This is a genomic window from Endozoicomonas sp., assembly GCF_051008435.1.
GTDB lineage: Bacteria > Pseudomonadota > Gammaproteobacteria > Pseudomonadales > Endozoicomonadaceae > Endozoicomonas_A.
On sequence record NZ_JBPCXO010000078.1, the window covers coordinates 1 to 5,931 of the forward strand.

At 47.1% G+C, this 5,931-nt stretch carries 5 protein-coding genes; 2 read left to right on the top strand and 3 right to left on the bottom strand.

Annotated features, from left to right (window positions below; translation table 11 throughout):
• The first annotated feature begins 167 nt into the window (after positions 1 to 167).
• Complete coding sequence (locus ACR2PX_RS03585; protein ID WP_433997991.1) at positions 168 to 890, top strand: acyltransferase; 723 nt, start codon at positions 168 to 170, stop codon at positions 888 to 890.
• Here the strand turns inward: ACR2PX_RS03585 and ACR2PX_RS03590 are convergent.
• From ACR2PX_RS03590 to ACR2PX_RS03600, 3 genes are all read right to left on the bottom strand, one after another.
• Positions 887 to 1,384: a hypothetical protein gene (locus ACR2PX_RS03590; RefSeq protein WP_433997992.1), complete on the bottom strand. Its 498-nt coding sequence runs from the start codon at positions 1,382 to 1,384 to the stop codon at positions 887 to 889. The two genes, ACR2PX_RS03585 and ACR2PX_RS03590, sit on opposite strands and share 4 nt — an antisense overlap.
• Before the next feature lie 111 nt (positions 1,385 to 1,495).
• Positions 1,496 to 3,850 (bottom strand): hypothetical protein, encoded by a 2,355-nt coding sequence (locus ACR2PX_RS03595; protein ID WP_433997993.1) that lies wholly within the window; start codon positions 3,848 to 3,850, stop codon positions 1,496 to 1,498.
• Between the two features lie 143 nt (positions 3,851 to 3,993).
• A complete protein-coding gene (locus ACR2PX_RS03600; protein WP_433997994.1) occupies positions 3,994 to 5,049 on the bottom strand; it encodes a hypothetical protein in 1,056 nt (351 codons plus the stop codon).
• A 129-nt stretch (positions 5,050 to 5,178) separates the two neighbouring features.
• Between ACR2PX_RS03600 and ACR2PX_RS03605 the strand changes: the two genes are divergently transcribed.
• Positions 5,179 to 5,829, top strand: a complete 651-nt coding sequence (locus tag ACR2PX_RS03605) for a cryptochrome/photolyase family protein (protein ID WP_433997995.1) — start codon at positions 5,179 to 5,181, stop codon at positions 5,827 to 5,829.
• The last annotated feature ends 102 nt before the right edge of the window (positions 5,830 to 5,931 follow it).

The window sequence follows — 5,931 nt, forward strand, 5'->3', positions numbered from 1 at the left end:
AAAGAACGGCCCAATTATTCGATGAATTCGATTAAATAGGTCAACTATTCTCACGAATCCATCGAATAATTCGACTCGTTCTACTGAAATTTATGCTCGAAAGCATAAGTCCGACAGGCTCCTAGTAGACTAGGTACTTCTGCATAATAACAAATCAGGCTTGAGCAGTGCGTAAAAATCATCAACCTTTCTGGACCAAGAAGCTCATGGATCGCTGGGAGCAGTTTTATATCCAGCACTTCTTCAGTAAACACTTCGAGCATCTGGGTGAGCACCCCATGGTGGTTCACCCGTCAACGGTCAATGTTCATGGTGCCGGTATTTCCATCGGTCGTTTTGTCCACCTGCTCAGCACCCGACAAAATCCGGTCAGTCTTTCCACCTGGAGCGGACGCGGTGTTCAGGGCGACATCAAAATTGGTGATCATTGTCTGATATCACCGGGAACAACCATCTCTTCGGCAGCCAGCATTACCATTGGCGACAACTGCATGTTCGCTGCCGACTGCTACATCTCCGACAGTGACTGGCACGGTCTCTATAACCGACTGAGACCCTTCCGCTGCAGCAAACCCATTGTTCTTGAAGATAATGTCTGGCTGGGTCATGGCGCCAAAGTCGGCAAAGGCATCACAATAGGCGAGAACAGTGTAGTGGCAGCAGGCTCTGTGGTTGTAAAAGATGTTCCCCCCAACACCGTGGTGGGTGGTAACCCGGCCAAAGAAATCAAAAAGCTGAACCCCAATCGCCGAATGCTGAAAAGAGAGTTTATGTTTCGGGACAGTGAACATTTCCTTCAGATGCAGGAAGGTCTGAATCGCTATGTTTTAGGGGGTAACACAATAAGAGGCTGGATTCGTCACAAGCTGTTTCCCAGAAAGGGCGATTAAGTAATATTCACAGGAAGCCCTAACAGGCCTCTGATGTGAAAGAGCGCATCACGGGTCGCTATCAGGTTGGTCACCAGCGCCAGATTGGTATAGCAGGAATGATGGTAGATCAGGTTATTAAAGAGTCGGGCGACTTCTCCCCGCTCACTCCTTGAAGTAAATAACCTCAGGGCTTCATGAATAGCATTAGGGGGTAGCATTGGGCTGTTAATACTTTCCAGGTACTGACCCAGTTGCATCAAGCCGTTCTCAATCTCTGCTTTTGTCGCTTCGGGAAGCCTTTTCTTTTGAGCATAAATTCCCGTATTCATACTCCATTTAGCAGTGGTCGTATAAATCTGTTCCATACCTGATCGCAACAGATCATCCCTGGCCCAGACCACCGGAAAAAACACGCAGTAGGCCACAGGGTAAACGGGTACCATCACAGGCATGGGAACGGCCATGACGGGTACCGGACGAACTTGCTGTGGAGGTAGCGGCTTTGGCTTCACAGACTCTTTGCCAACTTTAATAATACTAGGAGCCTGTCGGACTTATGCTTTCGAGCATAAATTTCAGTAGAACGAGTCGAATTATTCGATGGATTCGTGATAATAGTTGACCTATTTAATCGAATTCATCGAATAATTGGGCCGTTCTTTCTGGAATTCAGGCCGAAATAGTCTTAAGTCCGACAGACTCCCAGGGTCGTCTATTTCCAACCGACTGATACTGGCCTCACCCGAACACAGATCTGAAGGTGAGGAGCGAGACAAATCACCTGTGTCAGAAACCGTTGATGCAGAAGAGTGCGACGTTCGAGAAATAGCGGATTCTAATGGCAACTCTCTTTCACTCAAAGGCTCTGCACTGTCCCGCCGACTTTCTTGCAATGGAGAGGGAGATTGAATCAGTTGTTCTTGCGGCTGCGAAGGAACCAGACCCTGAAGTAAATCAGGTAAAGGCTCTGCTTTTCTTCCAGTGTCCACAACGGATGGTAAGTCTTTTTCAGGCCCCGGCTCTGCAGATACAGTCTTTTGAAACAGTGCAAAGTTCGGCCACTGTTTTGCCTGCTGATGTGAGCCAAAAGCTTGCCTTTGTCTGGGAGCCAGCCTTCTCCACTGCTGAATACTCTCTTTGAGTTCTTCATCCACATCCCGTTCTGTTTTGGAATGAGAATCCCCCATCAACCCTTCCAACCAGACACAGAACTCATCGACCTTTTCAGGAGAAATTTGCATAGAGTGAGGATTATTCAGGGCAACGGTCAGAATATTTACAAGCCCGCATTTTGTTTTGATACGAGTATTACTGCAACGTAAATCCGGAGCCAGGTTTTTAAGAACCACCAGCTTGTCTTCATACTCCTGATCAATCACTTTGGCCGATTCAAGGTAAGTCATATCCACCCCGAAAGCCTTACAGACCAACTGCCCCCATTTTTCTCTGTGTTCGTCATCCAGAATGAAGGTATAAGGATGGCAGCGAATGCATTCTTTTCTTTTGTTTCGAAGCTTGTGGCAGACTTCCCAATACTCGTTTTGCTTGCTCCTCACCGACCGGAATGCCTGCGTATAGGCCTCAAACATTTTTTTGAACCGAACGGCATAAATCACCTTATAGGCACTCTCCAGCTCTTGAATCAGATGCCTACCGGCGGGAAGCCTGGCTATTTCAGACTTTCTGGCAGTCAGTGCCTTAATCAACTGAAATCCTTTTTCCAATGTCTGATCGCTTTTCATCAACCAGGAAATGTCTTTCAGTGATGTATTGACCTCAAGATCAGTAAGGGAAGATTCCGGGGTGTTATCAGGCGACACAAAAACTCTTTCAAGCAGCGCACTATTCTCAGAGCTGAGCCAGTGTTTTTCAGCCAGTTTCTCGAAGAGCGCCATTCTTTGCCCGGTCAGAAAACGATCTGCATTCTCTTTGGACTGGCAAGCAATCAAAACCGTTCTGACCACATAACCCGTCAGCTTTTTCAGGCAGGAATGAAGCCCTGAATAGTGATGAGATGATTCAGGAAAGGTCTCAATAAAATAGTTTAAGGCCTCAAGGAAGGCTACGTTTTGCTCCAGCGGCCTACGTGCTGGTTCACCAAAGTCATTTTCTACTGCCAGCACCTGATCCATCAGAACATCGCTTAAATAACGCTTGTAGAAAGGGTGTAGATCCTTGCCCGAATAAATCAACCTCTCGGCCTCTTCACAACTGACCTTTTCTAACGTGTCGTCATCGTTACACCACCAGTCAGGCTTCTCTTTTGGTGGTTGCGCTCTGACAGCACCCTGAACATACCTGAGCCGCCCCTGAAACTCTTTAACATCCTCAGAAGCCAGCAAGGGAATGCAACAGGAAGGGTTTCGATCAAGAAGAATGCGCCGCAGGTGAGGGACAGACCAATCAGCACCTCGACGATCCCGGTAATAAACTCTGGCCTCCAGATATTCAAGCTCCGAATCCAGCAGACTTCCCACACGGTTTACCAGCTCTGCATAGAACTCACCATGATCTTTTTTAAGCAGGTGGGCATACTTTATTAACTCGAGCAGAACACTCAGATATCTTCTGCCATCCATCGCTTTGGATGCTTCGTCCATAGGTTTTGAGCAGGCTTTCAACACTTCGTAATACAATGGCAGCATTTCTTGCTGAACATACCGCCGCTTGCGCGCATCGTTCTTGATGTAGCTCAGGGCTAAAACCTGATCCATTTTGCTGACCACCTGTCGACAATGATCAACAGGATCAGAATGAGTCTGAGTCGTCTGAAGCTCTTCCAGAGCCTCTGTTACTTTTCTTTCCAGATGCTCCTGCTCTTTGACTTTTTCCGTTCGGGGGTTGTCTTCACTGGATTGTGTGACCGGAGTCGTTTGTACAGACGACCAGCCAGAGGGGTTTAATCCTCTCCCTCGACCACGGACCCTATTGGAAGCACCGGATTGCAAACCAGAATGACCCGGCCTGACCTCAGACACTTGATGAAGGGTACCGGGCAATCTGCCGGAAGTAGAGGGCCCGGGATGGCCACGACCTCGCCTCTGCCAACCGGCATAGGTTTTTGTGGTGTGTGGCTTACCTTGTCCATCCCTGACTCCTTTTACTTCAGCTGAATCGACCTTTATTGGTCAGCCATTCTCCATAGACCCAACAGATTAGGCACTTCATCTTTGCCTCTCATAAAGTCATCAATAGCTACGGCCAACGTTGAATAGTCCACTCTGTGTGCAGGCATTGAGGTAATGATCACAGGAACCGGTCTGTTATCGTCAGCTGCAAAAGTAATATTGATGAAGCCTTTTGAAATGCTCACTGTGAAGTATTGATATTTGGAGCCGCCATAAAAAGCCAGCAGATAAACGATGCCTTCCTGCTTTGCTGCATGCTCTGTGACTGCAGCAATGATAACGTCTGCCTGACTCTTACCACTGTAATGACTGACTACTTTCCCGGGATCCACTTTGCTCAGCTGCAAGCCTGCGCCACCAGCTACCGCATTAAACCCATTGCTCATAGCTTCTACATCACCGGCTTTACTCTTTAAAAGCCTTGAATCTTTAGTATTCATGACAAAGCTAACAACATCTTTAATTTGATCGGTACGAGCCTTTGAACCGATGCCCAGCATCTTGAGAATGTCTTTATTGAAATTAAACAACATGGTTCTGGCATGACTTTTTTCAATGAGTTTCCTGAAGCTTTTGGCATGAGAAGGCAAAACTTTTTTAATGCCTTTCTTAACGAGAAAATTCGCCTTGTGCAGCACAAAACCATCATCTTTATTTCTGGATGTTTCAATGCCTTCATTAAACGCTCTGCCAAACGCCAGGGCCTTCATAGCATTCAAGATATCTTGTGCAGTGGGTTCATTTTCAGAGGAGGATAGTTTGTAAGCTGCGCACAGTTTGCCAAGATTTTCCTCAGCAGACTCTCCCAGCAACTCATACGCTTCTGCAAAGGCCGGGTCCAGAGTGTGATCGTCACTGACGGCACCCACGGCTTTCAACTGCTCGTAAAAAGCAGCATTACCTGCTCCCTCAGCGTTCATCGAATACAAACCGGAAACGCTCATAGCATGGGCTGTAGCAGCTACATTCATCATTTCCTGGGTAATTTCTCCAGCCGTAACCTGCAGCGGCAGGGCCAGAATCAGTAGAATCGTCCTTAAATACTTCATGAAGGGCACCTCTTTGTCAGTAAATCCATTTACACCTAAATAAGACCTGAGTAAGAGTGAGATAGTTCCCCTTGCCCCACGGGGCATTAAGAGTAAGGATTAAAGTAGACCCATATAAGCGATGGCTCTATGAAAACCTACAAAACACTGAGGCTCATCCTGGGCGATCAGCTGCACGCTGGGCATAGCTGGTTTCGTCAAAAAGACCCGGATACGCTCTATCTGGTGGCAGAACTCCATCAGGAAGCATCCTACGTTCAGCATCATGTACAAAAAATCTGTGCGTTCTTTGCGGCTATGGAAGCCTTCGCCAGTGCATTGGAAAAGTCCGGCCATGAGGTTCTGCATTTAACGCTGGATGAGACCGCTCAATACAAAGATTTACCCACTCTTCTTCAATCTCTGATCCATACCCACAAAATCAAACAGTTTGAATACCAGAGACCCGATGAGTACAGGCTTCTCAAGCAACTGCAAGGCATAGAACCCGGAGTTCCTGTCACAGAAGTTGATACAGAGCACTTCCTGTTGCCTTTTGATGAGATTTCGAGCCTTTTTAAAAAAGGCAAAGCCACACGAATGGAGCATTTTTATCGCAAGATGCGAAAGCGATTCGACATTCTGATGGATGGAGATCAGCCGGAAGGAGGGCAATGGAATTTTGATCATGAGAATCGCAATCGCTTTAAAGCCAAAGATCTTGCAGACATCCCGGAGCCCCTGACATTCAGCAACCCTGTGACAGCCATTTTGGAAAGGCTAGGAGTCTGTCGGACTTAGCCGACCGTAGCGAGAAAAAGTCCGGTTTGAGACAGTTTTTATGATTATTTGAGGCGAATAGCGAGCTATTCAACGAAAAGAATCATAGAAAATGGCCAAATC

Excerpts from the sequence above, each read along its gene's own strand:
- ACR2PX_RS03600 (WP_433997994.1), bottom strand. The coding sequence starts at position 5,049 with ATGAAGTATTTAAGGACGATTCTACTGATTCTGGCCCTGCCGCTGCAG.
- ACR2PX_RS03605 (WP_433997995.1), top strand. The coding sequence starts at position 5,179 with ATGAAAACCTACAAAACACTGAGGCTCATCCTGGGCGATCAGCTGCAC.